Raw genomic sequence first — 300 nt, forward strand, 5'->3', positions numbered from 1 at the left:
GCGATAGGCGCTTTGGCGTGGATGAATGGAGATTCAAGCGTTGCAAATCACCGCCGCCGAATTGCTTTCTCAATTTTTGCTCAAGTGTTCTGGTTCGTTTCTGATTTTCGCTCGTAAAGAAAAGCAAGAACCGCTCTTGGGGAATCCTCGTGCATGTAGCGGCGCCCTTTCTCGGTCGGGGTGATGTCATCGGCAACCAGAGTCCGATATTGCGGCACGATACGCGAAACCCGGTCGATCACCTTGTCGAGCTTATCCTCAACCTCGGACAGAGCGGACCAAAGCGGGTCGCGATGATGC

1 protein-coding gene is annotated in these 300 nt (G+C 53.7%); it reads right to left on the reverse strand.

All coding sequences use genetic code 11. The annotated features are described in order from the left end of the window. Positions 1-80: 80 nt before the first annotated feature. Positions 81-300: hypothetical protein (locus tag JT719_RS24550; protein ID WP_207436416.1), on the reverse strand; the 220-nt coding region annotated here is incomplete at its 5' end.

The sequence above is a fragment of the Sabulibacter ruber genome (assembly GCF_017355955.1).
Lineage (GTDB): Bacteria > Bacteroidota > Bacteroidia > Cytophagales > Hymenobacteraceae > Nibribacter > Nibribacter ruber_A.